The organism is Actinomadura formosensis, assembly GCF_050948385.1.
Lineage (GTDB): Bacteria > Actinomycetota > Actinomycetes > Streptosporangiales > Streptosporangiaceae > Spirillospora > Spirillospora formosensis.
Genome location: NZ_CP192011.1, coordinates 3,121,078 through 3,136,784, shown reverse-complemented (window position 1 = coordinate 3,136,784; position 15,707 = coordinate 3,121,078). Strand labels below are relative to the sequence as shown.

Here is a 15,707-nt window from a genome sequence, read left to right as displayed (position 1 = left end):
GGGCGGTGCGAGGGCGGAACGGGAGCTTGGACGCACTGGGACCGGCCCGCCCGGCCGGCGCGCAGACCCGTGCGACCCCTGGTTCACGTGAGCGGGAACACACCGCATGGTGTGCGGCCGCTCACAGCGGCCCGCACACGGGCGTGATCAATGGCAGCGGACGACCCGAACGATGCCCCGTGCGATCGCGCAGGGGGCCGTGATCAGTGGGTCGGGTAGACCGACGGCACGAGGGGGGTCGGACCGGTTCCACCGGGAAGTCCGGTCCCACCGGGGATTACCGGGGCACCCGGCTGCTGCGGGACGAACGGCGCCTCCGCATAGCCGGGGTCTGCGTAGCCGGGGTCCACGTAGCCGGGCGCCGGGTACTCGGGCGCCGGGTAGCCGGGCGCCGGGTAGCCGGGCGCCGGGTAGCCGGGTCCGGGAGAGGGCTGCTCCCCGTACGGGCCGAGCGCCGCCGCGATGGGCCCCTGCGCCGCCGGAACGGCCGGAGCTGCAAGCGGCGGCACGGGGGCGCCGTCGCCATGGCGCGGCTCGGGGCCGGGAACGCCGCCGCGCTCCGCACGGCGCTCGGCCAGCACGGCCATGAGCGCGCGGGCGGTCTCGGCGTCCATCTTCAGCAGGACGCTCGGCATCCCGGCCTGGTCGACGAACGGGGAGACCGAAGGGGCGGCCGGCATCTGCGGGAGTGCGGCCCGCATCTCCTCGCGGAGATCCTGGGCCAGCCGCAGCGCCTGTCGGTCACTGTCGCTCAAGTGTGCGGTCATCGCGATCTCCGGGGAGTTCACGTGCGGGGGTCCGGGATCATCCTGCTAGTGATGGCGTGCAGGTGCAAGAGCTGATGCACGTGCATTTCGGGAAAAATCCCACCGTAACCCCCAGCCCCGTCGCTCGTTATCGATCACTGCATCCCACGTTTCGCCGGGCGTCCAGAACGGCCTGACCAGGCCGCATACCGCGTTCCCCGAGCGTCTCGGTCCGCGCGGCGGAGGCGTCCCCGGCGGCGGCGCCGGGCCGGCTCCTCTCCCCCGGCTCCGTCATCCGCCTCCGGAGGCGGACGTGATGTCCGCCACGTGGACGCCGGGCGCGGCCGCACGGCCGGAAGGCGGTGGATCCGGGACGTGGGCGGCGGCATTCTGGAGCGATGACCGAAACCCTGAGCGTCCAGGCCCTGAACCGGGCCACGCTGGCACGGCAGATGCTGCTCGCGCGGGAGGCGATCCCCGTCCCGGAGGCGGTCCGGCGGCTGTTCGGCATGCAGGCGCAGGAGCCCAAACCGCCGTTCCTCGGTCTGTGGACGCGGCTGGACGGTTTCCAGGCGTCCGAGTTGCACACCGCTTTGCACGACCGGTCGCTCGTGCGCGCCACGATGATGCGGGCCACGCTCCACCTGATGACCGGGGACGACTACACGGCGTTCCGTACGACGATGCAGCCCATGCTGGACGGTGCCCTACGCGTCCTGGGCGACCGCGCCAAGGGACTGGACCTGCAGAAGGTCGTCCCGGCGGCACGTGCCCTGCTCCAGGACGGCCCGCGCACGTTCAACGAGGTGCGCGCGCTGCTCCAGGAGCAGTTCCCCGACGTCAATGACCGTGCCCTCGGCTACGCCGTCCGGCTGTGCGTGCCGCTGGTGATGGTCCCCACTCAGGACAGGTGGGGTTTCCCCCGCACGGCGCGGTTCACGCTGGCCGACGAGTGGCTGGACGCCGACCCCGCGTCGTCTGCGGAGCCTGTGGGGGCGCTTGACGAACTCGTCTTCAAGTACCTGGCGGCCTATGGGCCCGCCTCCGCCGCCGATGCGCAGACATGGTCAGGGCTGGCCTCCACCGGGGAGGCTCTGGAACGCCTACGCCCGCGCTTGCGCGTCTTCACCGACGACAAGGGCCGGGAGCTGTTCGACCTTCCCGGCGCCCCGCGACCCGGTGAGGACGTCCCGGCACCGGCGCGGTTCCTGCCTGAGTTCGACAGCCTGGTGCTGGCCCACGCCGACCGCAGGCGCGTCATCGCCGACGCCCACCGCCCCATGCTCACGACCAAGAATCTGCGGGTCCGTGCCGTGTTCCTGTGGGACGGCTTCGCCCGCGGCACCTGGGAGACCGAATACAAGCGCAAGGTCGCCACCTTGCGGATGCGTCCCTTCGAGCCCCTCCCCCATGCGGCCATCGACGAGCTGACCGCCGAAGGGGAGTCGCTCCTGCGGTTCCTTGAGCCGGCCGCCAAGGAGACCGTGGTCAGCGTCGAGGATTAAACGATCGTGCGGCCCGGCTCCTCACGACGGATTCCTCGCCCGCGGAAGCACCGGCCTCCGCGCATGCGGTCTGACGCTGCGAGCGCGGACAACTTCGAATGGTGACCAATCCGAGACCTGGTCTGATTGAATTTTCCATCAAATGGGCGCAGGCTTGGTCCGACGTCTGCAAAGCTCCGTCTGTTCCTTTCCGACCGCCGACAGGACGCGACCAATGTTCGAGATCTGGGAGACGAGCGAGCCGGCGCGGCTCATCAGCGACGCGGGGAGCCTGAAGGGGGCACTGGAGAAGGTCGACACCATGTGCCGGCTCAAGCACGACCAGGCCGTCGCCCACATCGAGGATGCCCGCAAGGGCTACCACTTCGAGATCAGGGACCAGGAGGGCAGGGCCCTCGCGCGGCTCAGCTACGTCCCCGACACCTCCCGCGCGTACCAGAGCGTCGTGGTCGAGGAGATGCGCGGCGAGCGCTACGCCGGCTCCTGACCCGCTCACCGGCACGGCCCCGGCCCGGACGGCCGGGGCTTTCGCATGTCCCCGGCCCGGGGATGACATGATGCGTCCTGGCCTTCGATGTCGGAGGACGGGAGTCCCGGTGCAACAGGCATGGCGGCGCGGCCCCGGGTCGCCGGCGTCGAACACCGATCGCTGCCTCGCCGCGCGGCTGCGCCGGGCGGTCACCACCGCCTGGGACCGTGGCTGGCAGCCGGCCGACGTGGTCCGCTTCGCATCGCGGCGCCTCACCGCCGGACACGCCCGGCTCGCAACGGACGCGATCGCGGACGAGATGCGCGCCTACCCCCGGACCTCCGTCGACGCTCAATGGCTCGACCAGCTCGCCGCCCTCGGCGCCGCCGTCTGGTGGACAGGCGACGACTCGCATCCGTCCGAGTGGTGCGGCCGGGAAGGCGTGCACCACGCGGTCTACGTGACGTGTGCGATCGAGCTCATCCATCTTCTGGAGGCACTGCCGAAGCTCCCGTCCCTGGGCCCACCGCCCGGCAGGGTGCCCCGAGACCCCCGCGGCGGGTCCGCACACGGCACCCGGCAGGGCGGCGCGAGAACGTCCGATGACGGCACGCCTGGTGAGGGTGCCTCCAGGGGGAACACGGCCGGCGGCGGCGCGGCCGGCCGGGGCGCGCATGGCGGGAGCCGGTTCGCGGACGCGGCCGGGGGACGTGAGCGGGCGGTGGATCAGCGGACACTGGGCCGGGTCCGGGCCCTTCTCGCCAAGGCCGAGTCCACCGAGTTCCCCGAGGAGGCGGAGGCGCTGAGTGCGCGTGCTCAGGAGCTGATGGCACGGCACAGCATCGACCAGGCGCTGCTGGACGCGCAGGCGGGCGGCACGGGCGGGCCGGCCGGGCGGCGCATCGCAGTGGACAACCCGTATGAGGCGCCCAAGGCGGCCCTGTTGACGGTCGTGGCGGACGCGAACCGCTGCCGGGCGGTCTGGCATCGTGAGCTGGGTTTCTCCACGGTCCTGGGTTATCCGGCCGATCTGGCCGCCGTGGAGATGCTGTTCACATCGCTGCTCGTGCAGGCGACGTCCGCCATGGTGCACGCGGGTCCCCGCCGCGACGCGCGGGGACGGTCACGGACGCGGTCGTTCCGCCACGCGTTCCTCAACGCCTACGCGGCCCGTGTCGGGGAGCGTCTGCGGGAGGTCGCGGGTGAGGCGGCCGGCAGGGCGGCCGCGGGCGCCGGCGGGAAGGATCTTCTTCCCGTACTGGCGGCGCGCGACCGGGCCGTCGAGCGGGCCGTCGACACGATGTTCCCCGGCCTCACCGAGGGGCGGGCGGGTTCCGTCTCCAACTATGAGGGCTGGGTGGCCGGGCGGGCGGCCGCCGACCTCGCCAACCTGAACGGGCGCTCCGAGGTCACCGGGGCGTTCCGCCGTTCGTAGCGCACGGGGTCCCCCCGGGGGGCGAGGGGGACGTCCGGTCATGTACTCGCTTCTTCCTTGTACGGACTGGTCTTACCTGGTCGCGGGAGCGGTTCAGTTCTTCTTGCGCCGGGTGTTGCCGCCCCGGCCGCGCAGCGGCACTCCCGCCTCCTTCAGGACGTTGTAGATGAACCCGTACGACCGGCCGGTCTCGGCGGCCAGGTCGCGGATGCTCTCGCCGGCCGCGTACCGCGGAGCGAGCTCGGCGGCGAGCTGCGTGCGTTCGGCACCGGTCACGCGGGTGCCCCTCGACAGTGTTCGAGCCACGGGGACCTCCTATTCCAACGCTGCGCGGCGGGGCCCGTCCCCGCAGCTCACAGCAGTGTTGATCTCCCCAAGGTACACATTCCCCCTGATTACGCCGTCGATGCCGCGCGAATCCCCGCGAATTCGGCCGAAGCTGGTCTTTTCCGTGGTGAACGGCGTGTCGGAACTGGACAGACGGGCTCCGAGCCACTGCCGGCCGCCGTTCCGCAGGATCACCGTCCGCGGCGGCACCCGCACCGGAACCTGCCCTTTGCGGCCCCGCCCGGCTCCGTCGACGTCACCGCGGACGCCGCCGCCACAGGCCGTCACCTCCCCGATGACCTCCACCGCGGGTGACGAGAATTTTACCGATCGTCGCGGCTGACCTCCGGTGCATCGCGCCGCGCCCCGGCCCGGCAAGCCCCGCCGGCACGGATTCGCCCGCCAAGCCCGCTTCACATGGGTCTTCGTGAGCACTTTGGCCGGCCTCCGGGTGCCGTACGTCCCGGGCCGACCGGTGACTTATCCCCAGAATCTCGTTCTACTGCTTCCGGTCTGGACGGTCGCGCATGCTGGCCGTGTCCCGTCCCCGGAAGGAGCGGCCCGATGACCACGATCACGTTCCCGGTCCCGTCCACCACCACCTCGCGGTTCGCCGTGGCCGCCGGCAGCGTCCCGCACGACCTCCCCGACCTGCTGAACCGAACCGCATCCGGCCCGTACCACGCCCACATCACGGGGCGGCTGGGCTCGTCCCAGCTCCAGGTCACCCGAGAGGACCTCGCCACCCTCCGCTGGGATCCGGGGGACGTCCGCGCGGCCCGTCCCGAAGACGGACGGGCCGCGCGGACCTTCCACGACGCGACGGAGTTCGCGGTCGTCACCGCCTTCGCGCCGATCACCGACCAGCCCCGTGGCGTCCAGGTCGCCCGCGCCGCCGCCTACGCCATCGCCGAGGCCACCGGCGGCATCACCGCCGACCTCATCACGGGCCACATCCTGACGCCGTCCACCACCGAGAGGACGCGCTTCGTACTGGCCGACAACTGGCTGGGCGACATCCTGCCGCCGTTCCGCGCCAACGGCCGCTGCACGGCCGCCGACCCCGAACTGGACCCCGAGGGCGTCAACGGCTGCGCCTGCGTCCGCCTGCGCACCGGCGGCCTCCGCCGCTTCGGCCTCCCCGAACTGCAGATCACCGGCGTCGCCTGCCCACACGACCTCGCTGCGCTCAACGTCCTGCGGACGACCGCCCGCCGCCTCCTGACCGACCACTGGTCATGGCTCGCCGGCGGCCCGGCCACCGGAACCCGCACCGTCCCGGCCACGCTCGACCTCACCCAGCGCGACTTCAACGAGTTCTGGGGATCGACACGCCGCATCCACCTCACCCCACCGGTCCCGTTCCAGGTCCGCCTCACCCCGCTGACCGCGCGCCTCCTCGCCGTCGGCCCGCCCGAGGACTTCGGCGGCACGGTCAACGACTGGCTGTGGGGCGACACACTCCCCCTGGGCATGTACGACGTCCTGCTCTCCCCCGCAGACCGCGCCGCCTGACCCGAGCCTCCCGCCCGGCCACCCGGCGAGCGGCTGGAAGGAACAGCGGCGAACACCGCCCCGGGCAGATGCAGGGCCTCTTAGGCGGGCGCGAAGCACCCCCCGGACGGGGGCGAAGCATCCTGGGCGGGTGCGGAACACCCGGGCAAGTGCGGGGCGTCCCGGGGCGGGTGCGGGATACCCGGATAGATACGGAGCATCCCCGGCGGGGGTGGGACATTCCAAACAGGTGCGGAGCATCCCCGGGGCGAGGGCAGGGCACCCCGGGCGGGGCGTCCTGGGTTGGGGTGGGTGGGGTGGCGGTCTGAGTGTGGTGTTCGAGGTTGGGGGCCTCGAACTCCAGGGCCGAGAGCGTGCCGCTTGATCTGTGCCGCTTGCCTCGCTGGCGGCGAGTGCGGCTTCTGGCATCGCGCCGCCACCCCGCGCATGCCGTTCCGCCTCCTCAAGAACGAGTTGTTCTTCGGCGCGTACCCGCGACCGTGTGAGCGGTGTCCTCGTAAAGCACGTGGCGGCGGGAGAGGGAGTGCGTTTCCAGGGCGCCGAACCGCGCCGCACACCTTCCGCGAGGCAGGGCATCGGCATGCCGGAACCGTCTGCCACATACCGCTCATTTCGGTCGTGGTGCAGGGGTCGGCCGCACATGATCAATGATCAACTGTGAGCAATGTTCAACGCTCCGTAGCCAAATTGACTACGATCGGCATTCTCACGGTGACCGAACCGATCCCCCCGAGGCGAGATGAACCGTTTCCTGGCATATCCCCGCCTTGCCGTCCTGCTCGGCGGCTGGCTCCGCTGCGCCTGCGGGCTGATGGCCTGTACCGCGATCGCCGCCGCCCTCTCCATCGGCGCCGCCGCACCTTCGTACGCCACCGACCGAGCCGGACCGGAGCCGCGCGGATCCGTGCCGCCGATCTGCCGTCACGCCGCGGGCATCGGCGACCGGCACACCGCGCGCAAATGCAGGGAGGCATGGCGGTCGATGCACGAGAGGTCTCCCCGGAGGCCGGAGTTCGGCCGGGGGTTCCCCCGCTGGGCGGACCGGCACACCGGGAAGCCCAGAACCGGGCGCAGGACGCCCTCACCCGCACCGCTCGCGAAACCGCGCCCGAGCGCCCCCCTGCCGGATCCGCGCCCCGCTCCGCCGGATCCGCGCCCCGCTCCGCCGGATCCGCCGGGCGGCAGGCCGTCCTCTCCCACCCGCGCGAAGGCCACATCCCGTCCTGCCTCCCCCGCTCCGGGACCAATTCGCACACAGAATCAGGCCCGGGAGGTGGAGTCTCCTCCTCGCTCGTTGCGGCCGGTCGTGCTGCTGAGCCTGCTCGTTCCGGCGGCGGCGGTGATCTGCTATCCCTTCCGCCACCGCGTCTTCGCCTTCGCCGGCGCGGGCCTGCCCGTGCTCCGCACACCCGATGTGGAAGAGAGGCGGCCGGCCGCATTCGGCTACCGTCCCGTCCTCGACCCATTCGCCGTTCCGGCCATGGGCCTGTCGGGCCCCGGCGCCGTCTCCACCGCACGCGTCCTCGCCCTGACCGCTCTCGGCTATCACGGTGACGACTCCCTGGTGGTGATCCCGCGTCCGGACGCGACCACCCTGTTCGGGCTGGCCGAGGACGAGTTGCTCGACGACGAGACCCCCGGCCTGTTCATCCCCGGCAATCTCGACGCCGCGGTCGCCTACCTGGAGACCGAACTCGTGATCCGCCGGAACACCGGTGTGACGCAGGCACGCCGGCTCCTCCTGGTGGCCGACTGCGCCCAGGAGATCGGCAGGATCGAGGCGCTCCTCGCCCGGCATCCCGGCGGCGCCTCCGCGATCCTCCTCGGTCCCTGGACGGGCGAGCAGGCCACGATCGACGACAACGGCCTCGTCAGCGCCCCTCCCTCGCTGGCTCTCGGCTTCCCCGGCTGCGTCCCGGCGATGTCCCGCACAGAGGCCCGGGACCACCTCCTGGCCGTGCTGGCGCAGCACGGGAAGACTCGGGAATCCTCGCCCAGACGCCGCTCGTCCCCGCGGCGCCCCTGACCGGCGGGCCCATGTGAAGGACGACCGGAACGCGACGGGCGCGGCGTCCGCCAAGTGCCGGCACCGGCCAGATACGGCGCTTAGGGGGCGACCGGCGCCAACCCCGATTGCGCCCGGCCACGCGAGGCTCCATGGGGCGGGCCATCGGCCGTGCTCACGGCGAGGACGGCCGAAGCGATCACGCCGTCGTTCAGTGCCCGAGGGGCAACGCCCGCCGTCACGGCGGCCCATGATCGTCCAGGCCGGCGCCCCCATGAGACGCCCCCCGGTGAACGGTCTTCAGGGCGTTGCCCGTTCGTATTCGGCGATTTCGGCTCGGACTGAGGCGAGGCTCCGGAGCGCGCGGCTGAGCGGGGCGATGTCCGGTGGCCGACCGGCGGCATCGTCGGTGTAGGCCGAGCAGCGCAGGATCCAGGCGCGGATGACGTCCTTGATCCGAGCCTCGGACCTGCGGGTCTTGGTCAGGGCGAGGTGACGTTTCTCCGCTGCCACCTCGTGGGCCAGGGGCTCGTCCGCCCTCAGTGCCCGGATGTCGGAGAGGGCGTAACGGCCGAGCCGGTCCGTCATGAGGCCGCGCTCGGCGGCGATCCGGTCGAACGTCCGGCGGGGCCATCCGAGGATCGCCGCCGCTCCGCCCGCGTCGACGGTGTCGGTGAGGGGCCCCTTCCTTGCGGTGACGACCTTCCGCACGACGTCGGGATCGAGCCGGTCGAGGTCGCGCATGAGGTAGACCGGGTGTCCGCGGAAGCTGCTGACGACGCTGAGGGCGCCCTCGGCGACCAGGACCTCGATGTCCCGGCGTTCTACGTCGAGGCCCACCCGGGTGGCCAGCCGAGCGGCGGCGCGTGCGGAGCCGATCGGCGGTTCGTCCCCGAATCTGGCGACGATCTCCTTGCCTCGTTCCCGGACCGCCTCGGCGAGGCCGGCGGACCAGCGGTCCCCGTCGACGTCGGGCCCGGGCAGGAGCCCATGTTCCAGACCGACGCGCAGCTGCCATCGGGCGAGCCCGAGATGGCCGGCGAACTGGTGCGGGCCGTACCGGGTGGGGTTGATCTGTTCGGGCATCGGCGTGCCTTTCGTACCGCGATCGACATTGACGCGGACAAAGCCTCGCGGACGAGGAACCCCGAGAATAGTAGAACGTGATTCTGTGGATAGCCGACCCCGGCAGGGCGCCTTTCATTGGGCAAATCGGACAATTATCCGGGCTCTGCTGCGCGGCCGGGCGTGCAAGGGTGGGGAGATGGACGCTATACAGAGGCTGGGCATCGGGCTTGCGGCACTCGGGCGGCCCGCATACATCAATCTGGGCAGGGCCGGCGAGCTTCCACCTCGCCGGAGCGTGGAGTTGATGCGTGCGACGACCTGGGACGTCCTTGATACGGCCTACGCGGCGGGCATCCGCTGGGTGGATGTCGCACGCTCCTACGGCAAGGCCGAGGAGTTCCTTGGGGGCTGGCTTGAAACCCGCGATCCCGATGATGTGACGGTGTCCAGTAAGTGGGGATACACCTACGTCGGCGATTGGAAGATCGATGCTCCCGTGCACGAGGTCAAGGAACATAGTCTTGACCGCTACCGTGCGCAGTACAGAGAGACACGCGAGTTGCTGGACGGACACCTCTCCGTCTATCAAGTGCATTCGCTGACCGAAGATAGCCCCCTGTTCCAGGACATCCGTCTACAGGAGGCCCTGGCGGAACTGAGCGCCGAGGGCATCCGTGTCGGGTTCTCCACGTCGGGCCCAAGGCAGGCTGACACCATCCGCCGGGCGATGGCGCTGGACGTATCCGGCCAGAGGCTTTTCAGCACCGTCCAATCAACGTGGAACATCCTGGAGACCTCGGCCGAGGACGCTCTGCGCGAAGCGCACGATTCGGGGTTGCGTGTTCTTCTCAAGGAGGTGCTGGCCAACGGGAGGCTCGTCATACGGCCGCCCGTGGCCGTGCAGACGCTCGCGTCCAAGAGCGGCATGCAGCCGGATGCCCTGGCGTTGGCGGCGGCCCTTTCCCGGCCCTGGGCGGACATCGTTCTCATCGGCGCAGTCAGCCCGGCGCAACTGGAGTCGAATCTGGCGGCGGCGAAGATGTGCCTGGACAAGCGCGAACTGCGAGTGCCGGCCGGCCTGAGCGTCCCACCGGAGCGCTATTGGGCGGAACGGAGTGCGCTGCCCTGGACGTGAACGGGCGCATGGTCGGGCGAAGGCCCGCGCCGTGGCACGATTGAGCGCGCCCCACCATGATCGGATCTCCGTGCCATGCAGTCAGAACCTCCAGAGATGATCGGCCCGTACCGTGTGGTCGGCCGGCTCGGTGCCGGTGGGATGGGTGAGGTGTTCCTTGGAGCCTCGCCCAGCAGGCGTCTCGTGGCCGTGAAGGTCATCCGTCCGGAGCTTCTGGACGATCCCAGGTGGCGGGCGAGGTTCCGCCGGGAGGTGACGTCGGCGCGGTCGGTCAGCGGCTTCTACACCGCGCCCGTCGTCGACGCCGCCCCGGACGCGGATCAGCCCTGGCTTGCGACGCAGTACATCCGCGGTGTGAGCCTGTCCAAGGTCGTCCAGGAGAAAGGGCCGCTTCGCGAACAGGCGGCCTGCCGGCTGGGCGCCGGGCTCGCGGAGGCGCTGATCGCGATCCACGGTGCGGGCATCGTGCACAGGGACCTCAAGCCGTCGAACGTCCTGCTCGCTTCGGACGGTCCAAGGGTCATCGACTTCGGCATCGCGAGGCCCCTGGACGCACTGCCGCTGTCCCGTACGGAGATTCTGGGAACGCCCGCCTACATGTCACCGGAGCAGGCTCTCGGCGCCCCCGTCCATCCGGAGAGCGACGTCTTCTCCCTCGGCGCGACGCTCGTGTTCGCAGCGACGGGCTTTGCGCCCTTTGGCACGGGCCACAAGGTCCGCAGCAGGATCGTGTACGGCGACCCCGACCTCACCCGTCTGCCCGACCCCCTGCACGGGCTCGTGGTCCGCTGCCTGGTCAAGGACCCTGGGGAACGCCCCTCACCGGAGCAGGTCCTCGTCGCCCTGTCCACGTTGCTGGACGCCCACTACGACGAGGAATGGCCGCCCGTGGACATCGAGCAGCTCATCGGCGCCCACGAACGGACCCTGGTCGAGATCACGGCCGAGTTGCCAACGCTCCGTGAGCATTAGGACGACCCATCACGGCAAGCCCTCCGCGAGGACGTTCCAGAACGCGGTCTCGTAGGCGTGCAGAAAGCGGGCCGCGCGAGCGGCCTCGGCGGGATCGTCGCCGGAGGCGAGCCCGGCCGCGATCACGGCCACGGCCTGCTCCTCGAAGCCGGGCGGCGGCGCGGCGAAGAAGTCGAAGAACCCGACGGCCGCGTCGGCGAAGCCGTACCGCGTTCGCAGGGCCCGGGCAACGCGGGCGCAGTACGCGCCCCACTCCTCCAGGTTGGCGAGCATGGCCAAGGCGACCTCGCCGGCCGTCCCGAAGGCCGCCCTCTGCGCAAGGTAGGCCGGGTATGCCTGCGCGAGGGGTCTCGGCTCGTACGCCATGAGATGTTTCTCACTCTTGCCGAGCGCGGCGGCGAAGTCTCCGAGCAGGGCCAGCGCCTGCCCCTCACCCTGCGCAAGCCCCAGAAACAGCTCACCGGACGGTGAACCGGGGAACCTGGCCGCCAGCAGGGCGAAACTGCGCCGATCGCTACCGACGATCCGGTACTCCTCACCGGCCAGCCAGCCCAGGCGCTCCCGGGGCACGTCTCCCGTTTCGAGCAGGTCGACGAAGCGATTCGGGGTCGTCGCCTCCGCGATCTCCCGGCGCGTGCGTGCGACGAGCTCGGCGGCTCCGTGATCGGTCATGCCCCCACCGGAACATCCGGGCTGGTCATCCGTCAATGGGAAGGGTCAGGATCGGCGTGAATGATCACCTGGATACGATGAAGGGCGAAACGTCTACACAGGTGTAGACCCAGTTGGGAGTGAGCGAGTATGTCGGATTTCGAGCTCAACCACGCGGGCGGCCGGATGCCTCTGGAGGTCACCGAGGCGACCGAAGGGCCGTCAGGACTGGGAGTGGGCAGTCTCCTGAAGGAGACGGGGAACGTCACGCTTGATCCCGGCTTCACCAACACCGCGTCCACCACGTCGACGATCACCTACATCGACGGTGAGGCGGGCATCCTCCGCTACCGGGGCTACCCCATCGAGGAACTGGCGGAGAAGTCGTCCTTCCTTGAGGTGGCCTACCTGCTCATCTACGGCGAGCTCCCGACGGCCGACCAGCTGAGCACCTTCACCGACAATGTGCGCAACCACACGCTGCTGGACGAGAAGTTCCGCGCGTTCTTCTCCGTGTTCCCGCGCCGTGCCCACCCCATGGCCGTGCTGTCCTCCGCGGTCAGCGCCCTGTCGACGTTCTACCAGGACAGCCTCGACCCGTTCGACCCCGAGCAGGTCGACCAGTCGAGCATCCGGCTCATCGCCAAGCTGCCCACGATCGCCGCCTACGCCTACAAGACCTCCATCGGCCAGCCGCTGCTCTACCCCGACAACTCTCTCGGGTATGTGGAGAACTTCCTTCGCATGATGTTCGGTCTCCCCACACAGCCCCACGAGATCGATCCCGAGATCGCGCGTGTGCTCGACATGCTGTTCATCCTGCACGCCGACCACGAGCAGAACTGTTCGACCTCGACCGTGCGGCTCGTGGGATCCAGCCACGCGAACCTGTTCTCGTCGGTGTCCGCGGGCGTGGACGCGCTGTTCGGCCCGCTGCACGGCGGCGCCAACCAGGCCGTCCTGGAAATGCTGGAGCGCATCCACGAGAACGGCGATGACATCGACTCCTTCGTGGCTCGCGTCAAGAAGAAGGAGCCCGGTGTCAAGCTGATGGGCTTCGGGCACCGCGTCTACCGCAACTACGACCCGCGCGCCGCGGTCGTCAAGAAGGCCACCGGCAAGGTTCTGGGCGCGCTCGGCAAGTCGGACCCGCTGCTGGACCTGGCCATGCGTCTTGAAGAGGTCGCCCTGAGCGACGACTACTTCATCGAACGCAAGCTCTACCCGAACGTGGACTTCTACACGGGCGTCATCTACAAGGCGATGGGCTTCCCCACGAACGCGTTCACGGTGCTGTTCGCGCTCGGCCGGCTGCCCGGATGGATCGCCCAGTGGCGGGAGATGATGAACGACCCGTCCACGAAGATCGGACGTCCGCGCCAGGTCTACGTGGGCCCGGGTGAGCGCCACTACGTGGAGCCTTCCGCCCGCTGAGGCGGCCCGGAGGACAACGCCCCGCGCGTTCCGCCCCCTTATCCACAGAATCGCGTTCTAGTGAAAGCGTTCGGCGGCCTCCCCGAGGCTGGACCGCATCCGCCGGTCCACGCCCCGAGGAGGCCGCAATGCGCGTCACCATCACCGTCCCCGACGAGACGACCACCGGCTTCGTCATCGCGGCCGACAAGGACCCCGGCGACCTGCCGACGGTGATCCGCCGGCGGCTCCCCGGCCCGTTCGCCGCAGCGGCGGCAAGGCGCCTCGGCACTCCCCGGCTCGTGCTGGCCTGCCACCCCGCCGCGGGCTCGCCCTGGGACCTGAGCGGGGTGGTCGGCGCCGATGAGGACGACACGGAGAGGATGCGCCGGGCCGCCCGGCACATCGGTGTCACGTCCGTCCAGCCGGTCGGCGATCTTCCATCCGGGCCGCATGTCGCCCGGGCCGCGGCCAAGGCGATCGCCGAAGCGCTCTGCGGAGTGCCCGTGGACCTCGCCACCGGGCGGATTCTGCCCGTGGCCTCCCCCGGACGCCTCGACGAGTTCGTCCTCGCCGACGACTGGCTCGGCACCGTCCTGCCGCCGTACCGGAACTCGGGGCGCTGCACCGCCGACGAGGACGACATCGACGGCTGCTCCTGCGTCACCCTCAAGACCCGCGGACTGGGCCGCTTCGGGCTTCCCGAACTGGAGATCACCGACGTCGCCTGCCCACACGACCTCGCCGCGCTCAACATCCTCCGCACGGCCGCGCAACGGCTGCTCCCCTTGGGCAGGCACGCCGGCGACCACACGCTGCCGGCCGAGCTGATGCTGACGAGCACCGACTTCTCCACGTTCTGGGGCAACCGCGACCCCATGTGGGACGACGGCCCCCTCGCGGTGCACCTGGCCGAAGTCGCACCCCGACGCCTGGCCATACGGCCACCGGCCGACTTCCCGGGCACGCTCAACGAATGGCTTTGGGACGACCTCCCACCCGTCCTGCACGAGTTGCTCAGCTGCGAGCCCGACCATGCCCCGCCGAATCGTCCAGGTGGCTAACGTCGAGCGGCATGGAGAACGTTCACACGCCGGGAACGCTGGCGCGGGTGCTGGCGGACATCGCGGCCGAACGCGACGCCCAGGACCGGATATGGGGCGTCCAAGAGTTCCCCGACGGGAGCGGACCGGAGTTCCGCGAACACGCGGAGGAGGCGAAGCGGGAATGCGGTACCGCCTGGTCACGCGGGGAGCTGACCTGGCGGCACATCCTGGCCGAGGAGTTCTTCGAGGCCCTCGCCGAATCGGAGCCCGCCGCCCTCCGGGGCGAGCTGGTCCAGACCGCCGCGGTCGCCGCGAAATGGATCCAATCCCTGGACCGAAGGCACGGTGCGACGGTCCACCCGACCAAGGAGGGCGACGGGCCGGCGGAGAAGCTCGTCCGGGACCGGATACCCGAAATCATCCGTGCGGCCGGCGGCCTGCCGCAAACCCGCGTCGCAGGCGAAGGAGAGTATGCCGCGCTGCTGCGCGCCAAGCTCTTCGAAGAGGCCGCAGAGTACGCCGCGAGCGGCGACCCGGCCGAACTCGCCGATCTCCTGGAGGTCGTCCACGCTCTCGCGGCCGTTCACGGGCTCACCCCCGCAGACCTGGAGAAGCAACGCGCCGCCAAAGCCGCCGACCGCGGCACCTTCACCGATCGCCTCGTCCTGCACCTCCGCGACTGACCTCCCTCTTCTGACGGCTGGACGCGCCGCAGAAACGGGCGGGTCGTGTTGTCGTCATTGCCGCTGCGGCCCCTGCTGGGGGTGGACCAGGCCGGTTTCGTAGGCGGCTATCACCAGCTGGGCTCTGTCGCGGGCTTGGAGTTTGGAGAGGAGGTGGCCTATGTGGGTCTTGACCGTGGCGGGGCTCAGGTGGAGGTGCCCGGCCAGTTCGGTGTTGGAGAGGCCCCTGGCTATGAGGGTCAGCACCTCGCGTTCGCGGTCGGTCAGGGTGTCCAGGCCCGCGGGCGGCGGCTGGACGGGTGCGGGGCGGCGGATGAACTCGGCGATGAGGCGGCGGGTCACCGTGGGGGCCAGGAGCGATTCGCCGGACGCGACGACCTCGATGGCGGAGAGCAGGTCGGCGGGCGGGGTGTCCTTGAGGAGGAAGCCGCTCGCGCCGGCCTTGAGCGCCGAGTAGACGTAGGAGTCCAGGTCGAAGGTCGTGAGGATCAGGACGCGGACGCCGGGGAGGCCGGAGCAGATCCGCCGGGTCGCCTCGATGCCGTCCATCCCGGGCATGCGGACGTCCATGAGGACGACGTCCGGACGTTCCCGGCCGGCCAGTTCGACGGCCTCGGCGCCGGTGCCGGCCTCGCCGACGGTGCGCAGGCCGGGCGCGGTGTCGATGAGGACGCGGAAGCTGCCGCGCACCAGGGCCTGGTCGTCGGCGACGAGGACACGCAGATCCAACGGGGTTC

At 70.6% G+C, this 15,707-nt stretch carries 15 protein-coding genes; 10 read left to right on the top strand and 5 right to left on the bottom strand.

The genetic code is table 11. The features are described 5' to 3' along the window. Positions 1 to 203: 203 nt before the first annotated feature. Positions 204 to 767 (bottom strand): hypothetical protein, encoded by a 564-nt coding sequence (locus ACQP1N_RS14850; protein ID WP_433231925.1) that lies wholly within the window; start codon positions 765 to 767, stop codon positions 204 to 206. A gap of 377 nt (positions 768 to 1,144) precedes the next feature. Here ACQP1N_RS14850 and ACQP1N_RS14845 point away from each other — a divergent pair, with 377 nt between their 5' ends. The 3 genes from ACQP1N_RS14845 to ACQP1N_RS14835 all read left to right on the top strand — a co-directional run bounded on the left by ACQP1N_RS14845 (position 1,145) and on the right by ACQP1N_RS14835 (position 4,155). Further along, complete coding sequence (locus ACQP1N_RS14845) at positions 1,145 to 2,251, top strand: winged helix DNA-binding domain-containing protein (RefSeq protein ID WP_067796671.1); 1,107 nt, start codon at positions 1,145 to 1,147, stop codon at positions 2,249 to 2,251. Positions 2,252 to 2,465: 214 nt separating this feature from the next. After that, the gene (locus ACQP1N_RS14840) at positions 2,466 to 2,738 is read left to right on the top strand and encodes a hypothetical protein (RefSeq protein WP_433231922.1); all 273 of its coding nucleotides are present in this window, start codon (positions 2,466 to 2,468) and stop codon (positions 2,736 to 2,738) included. A 109-nt stretch (positions 2,739 to 2,847) separates the two neighbouring features. Further along, positions 2,848 to 4,155, top strand: a complete 1,308-nt coding sequence (locus ACQP1N_RS14835; RefSeq protein WP_433231919.1) for a DUF2786 domain-containing protein — start codon at positions 2,848 to 2,850, stop codon at positions 4,153 to 4,155. Between the two features lie 93 nt (positions 4,156 to 4,248). On the opposite strand, the gene ACQP1N_RS14830 is transcribed toward ACQP1N_RS14835, so the two are convergent. After that, positions 4,249 to 4,461 carry a helix-turn-helix domain-containing protein gene (locus ACQP1N_RS14830; RefSeq protein ID WP_067796662.1) on the bottom strand — a complete coding sequence of 71 codons (213 nt, stop codon included), beginning with the start codon at positions 4,459 to 4,461 and terminating at the stop codon, positions 4,249 to 4,251. A gap of 585 nt (positions 4,462 to 5,046) precedes the next feature. Here ACQP1N_RS14830 and ACQP1N_RS14825 point away from each other — a divergent pair. Together ACQP1N_RS14825 and ACQP1N_RS14820 are read left to right on the top strand one after the other, a co-directional pair. Next, positions 5,047 to 5,997, top strand: a complete 951-nt coding sequence (locus tag ACQP1N_RS14825; RefSeq protein WP_067796655.1) for a hypothetical protein — start codon at positions 5,047 to 5,049, stop codon at positions 5,995 to 5,997. A 1,273-nt stretch (positions 5,998 to 7,270) separates the two neighbouring features. Beyond that, positions 7,271 to 8,023, top strand: a complete 753-nt coding sequence (locus ACQP1N_RS14820; RefSeq protein WP_131732539.1) for a hypothetical protein — start codon at positions 7,271 to 7,273, stop codon at positions 8,021 to 8,023. Between the two features lie 279 nt (positions 8,024 to 8,302). On the opposite strand, the gene ACQP1N_RS14815 is transcribed toward ACQP1N_RS14820, so the two are convergent. After that, complete coding sequence (locus ACQP1N_RS14815) at positions 8,303 to 9,088, bottom strand: hypothetical protein (protein WP_067796650.1); 786 nt, start codon at positions 9,086 to 9,088, stop codon at positions 8,303 to 8,305. A 178-nt stretch (positions 9,089 to 9,266) separates the two neighbouring features. On the opposite strand from ACQP1N_RS14815, the gene ACQP1N_RS14810 reads away from it, so the two are divergent. After that, positions 9,267 to 10,205: an aldo/keto reductase gene (locus ACQP1N_RS14810; protein WP_433231916.1), complete on the top strand. Its 939-nt coding sequence runs from the start codon at positions 9,267 to 9,269 to the stop codon at positions 10,203 to 10,205. A gap of 96 nt (positions 10,206 to 10,301) precedes the next feature. Continuing rightward, positions 10,302 to 11,177, top strand: coding sequence for a serine/threonine-protein kinase (locus tag ACQP1N_RS14805; protein WP_433231913.1), 876 nt, complete (start codon positions 10,302 to 10,304; stop codon positions 11,175 to 11,177). Positions 11,178 to 11,186: 9 nt separating this feature from the next. Here ACQP1N_RS14805 and ACQP1N_RS14800 read toward each other — a convergent pair whose 3' ends face one another. Next, the gene (locus tag ACQP1N_RS14800) at positions 11,187 to 11,849 is read right to left on the bottom strand and encodes a hypothetical protein (protein ID WP_067796640.1); all 663 of its coding nucleotides are present in this window, start codon (positions 11,847 to 11,849) and stop codon (positions 11,187 to 11,189) included. A gap of 129 nt (positions 11,850 to 11,978) precedes the next feature. Here ACQP1N_RS14800 and ACQP1N_RS14795 point away from each other — a divergent pair, with 129 nt between their 5' ends. The 3 genes from ACQP1N_RS14795 (at position 11,979) to ACQP1N_RS14785 (ending at position 14,970) form a co-directional block, all read left to right on the top strand. Further along, positions 11,979 to 13,262 (top strand): citrate synthase, encoded by a 1,284-nt coding sequence (locus ACQP1N_RS14795; RefSeq protein ID WP_067796637.1) that lies wholly within the window; start codon positions 11,979 to 11,981, stop codon positions 13,260 to 13,262. Between the two features lie 128 nt (positions 13,263 to 13,390). After that, on the top strand, positions 13,391 to 14,305 hold the full coding sequence (locus ACQP1N_RS14790; RefSeq protein ID WP_067796634.1) for a hypothetical protein: 915 nt from the start codon (positions 13,391 to 13,393) through the stop codon (positions 14,303 to 14,305). An 11-nt stretch (positions 14,306 to 14,316) separates the two neighbouring features. Then, the gene (locus ACQP1N_RS14785; protein ID WP_242608748.1) at positions 14,317 to 14,970 is read left to right on the top strand and encodes a nucleoside triphosphate pyrophosphohydrolase; all 654 of its coding nucleotides are present in this window, start codon (positions 14,317 to 14,319) and stop codon (positions 14,968 to 14,970) included. Positions 14,971 to 15,024: 54 nt separating this feature from the next. On the opposite strand, the gene ACQP1N_RS14780 is transcribed toward ACQP1N_RS14785, so the two are convergent. After that, positions 15,025 to 15,699, bottom strand: coding sequence for a response regulator (locus tag ACQP1N_RS14780; RefSeq protein ID WP_174548847.1), 675 nt, complete (start codon positions 15,697 to 15,699; stop codon positions 15,025 to 15,027). Positions 15,700 to 15,707: the final 8 nt, after the last annotated feature.

What these genes read in the sequence shown, in the direction of transcription:
- ACQP1N_RS14850 (WP_433231925.1), bottom strand. Translation starts at nt 767, where the DNA reads ATGACCGCACACTTGAGCGACAGTGACCGACAGGCGCTGCGGCTGGCC.
- ACQP1N_RS14845 (WP_067796671.1), top strand. Translation starts at nt 1,145, where the DNA reads ATGACCGAAACCCTGAGCGTCCAGGCCCTGAACCGGGCCACGCTGGCA.
- ACQP1N_RS14840 (WP_433231922.1), top strand. Translation starts at nt 2,466, where the DNA reads ATGTTCGAGATCTGGGAGACGAGCGAGCCGGCGCGGCTCATCAGCGAC.
- ACQP1N_RS14825 (WP_067796655.1), top strand. Translation starts at nt 5,047, where the DNA reads ATGACCACGATCACGTTCCCGGTCCCGTCCACCACCACCTCGCGGTTC.
- ACQP1N_RS14815 (WP_067796650.1), bottom strand. Translation starts at nt 9,088, where the DNA reads ATGCCCGAACAGATCAACCCCACCCGGTACGGCCCGCACCAGTTCGCC.
- ACQP1N_RS14810 (WP_433231916.1), top strand. Translation starts at nt 9,267, where the DNA reads ATGGACGCTATACAGAGGCTGGGCATCGGGCTTGCGGCACTCGGGCGG.
- ACQP1N_RS14805 (WP_433231913.1), top strand. Translation starts at nt 10,302, where the DNA reads ATGATCGGCCCGTACCGTGTGGTCGGCCGGCTCGGTGCCGGTGGGATG.
- ACQP1N_RS14800 (WP_067796640.1), bottom strand. Translation starts at nt 11,849, where the DNA reads ATGACCGATCACGGAGCCGCCGAGCTCGTCGCACGCACGCGCCGGGAG.
- ACQP1N_RS14795 (WP_067796637.1), top strand. Translation starts at nt 11,979, where the DNA reads ATGTCGGATTTCGAGCTCAACCACGCGGGCGGCCGGATGCCTCTGGAG.
- ACQP1N_RS14790 (WP_067796634.1), top strand. Translation starts at nt 13,391, where the DNA reads ATGCGCGTCACCATCACCGTCCCCGACGAGACGACCACCGGCTTCGTC.
- ACQP1N_RS14785 (WP_242608748.1), top strand. Translation starts at nt 14,317, where the DNA reads ATGGAGAACGTTCACACGCCGGGAACGCTGGCGCGGGTGCTGGCGGAC.